Annotated in this window: 2 protein-coding genes; both read right to left on the bottom strand. The window is 51.2% G+C overall.

Annotated elements, in window-relative coordinates:
* Positions 1-126 precede the first annotated feature (126 nt).
* Positions 127-1062 (bottom strand): 16S rRNA (cytosine(1402)-N(4))-methyltransferase RsmH, encoded by a 936-nt coding sequence (rsmH, locus tag C3B51_RS22990; protein ID WP_046004812.1) that lies wholly within the window; start codon positions 1060-1062, stop codon positions 127-129.
* A gap of 21 nt (positions 1063-1083) precedes the next feature.
* The coding region (mraZ, locus tag C3B51_RS22985) for a division/cell wall cluster transcriptional repressor MraZ (protein WP_130246522.1) at positions 1084-1507 on the bottom strand (424 nt) is incomplete at its 5' end.

The raw sequence follows: 1507 nt of genomic DNA, 5'->3' as shown, positions 1-1507 counted from the left end.
GTGTCACCTGCACCACCGCAAGCGCCGACCCTAAGGTCAACGCCAGCAACACAAACGTCAGCTTATTGGCCAGTAGTAACTGGCATATTTCTAAAAATAATTTGGGCTGACGCTGATGCTTTTTCATTACAGTTTCTCGGCAATTCTTAGCACCGAGCTGCGCGCGCGCGGATTGGCATCGATTTCAGCCTGACTGGGTTTAATAGCCTTACCCACCGCCTTCAGTGTCAGGTTTTGCTTAAGCTGAGCGTCTGTCAGTGGTAGCCCGCGTGGCACAGCCTCACCTTTACTTTGTTTTTTAATAAACTGTTTAACAATGCGATCTTCCAGTGAATGGAAGGAGATCACCACCAGGCGGCCACCTGGTTTTAATACCGCCAGTGCGGCCTGCAATGCTGTTTGGATCTCTTCAAGCTCACTATTGATGTAAATGCGAATGGCCTGGAAGGTGCGCGTGGCCGGGTGCTTGTGCTTGTCTTTGACCGGCACTGCTTCATCAATTAGATCTGCCAATTGCTTGGTCGAGGTGATCTCTGTGTGCTCACGGGTTTCAATGATCTTAGTTGCAATGCGGCGGGCAAATTTTTCTTCACCGTATTTTTTGATCACAAACACCATATCTTCGAGCTCGGCTTCTGCCAGCCACTGTGCGGCACTGCGGCCAGCCGTTGGATTCATGCGCATATCCAGCGGGCCATCTTTCATAAAGCTAAAGCCACGTTCGGCATCATCAAGCTGAGGTGAAGACACGCCAATATCCAGCAAGATACCATCGACCTTACCCAGCAGACCGGCATCACGGGCGACACTCTCAATGTGCGAAAAGCGATTGTGGGCAATACTAAAGCGCGGATCATCGGCGAACTTCTGCGCCGCCGCAATCGCTTGCGGATCCTGATCAATGGCCTGTAATCGGCCCTGCTCGTTTAGCCGCTTGAGTATTTCACCCGAGTGACCACCACGGCCGAATGTACCGTCGATATAAGTGCCATCGGGTTGGATATTCAATGCATCCAGCGTTTCAGCCATCAACACTGAAATATGTTGCCATTCTGTCGCCATAAAATTTGGTTTTCACCCCAGTTATAAAGAAAAGTCATCCAGCTCAGGGCACGCCTCTACGTCACCACTGCGCTCAATCTCGGTATCGGCCTGCATTTGTTCATACCAGCGTGCTTCGTCCCAGAGCTCAAATTTATTGAGCAATCCGACCAGCATCAGCTTTTTGCCAAGGCCAGCATGGGCACGCAACGTGGGCGCCAGTAAAATTCGACCATTTTTGTCGAGCTGGTATTCTTCCGCATGCCCCAAAAGCATGCGCTGCCAGCGTCTGACTCTGGGGTTGGTGTTGGATAGTCGTTGTAATCTGGATTCAATTTCGCGCCACTCAGACAATGGATAAAGCCACAGGCATGGTTCATTGATCGCAATAGTGCAGATCACGGCCCCCTGTTCTTCAGACAGCAGCGGCTGGCGATACCGGGTTGGTATCGAAAAACGCCCTTTG

This window comes from Pseudoalteromonas rubra, from assembly GCF_004212645.1.
GTDB classification, from domain to species: domain Bacteria; phylum Pseudomonadota; class Gammaproteobacteria; order Enterobacterales; family Alteromonadaceae; genus Pseudoalteromonas; species Pseudoalteromonas rubra_G.
The sequence above is the reverse complement of the archived record's forward strand: the minus strand, read 5'-3'. Positions and strand labels throughout refer to the sequence as shown.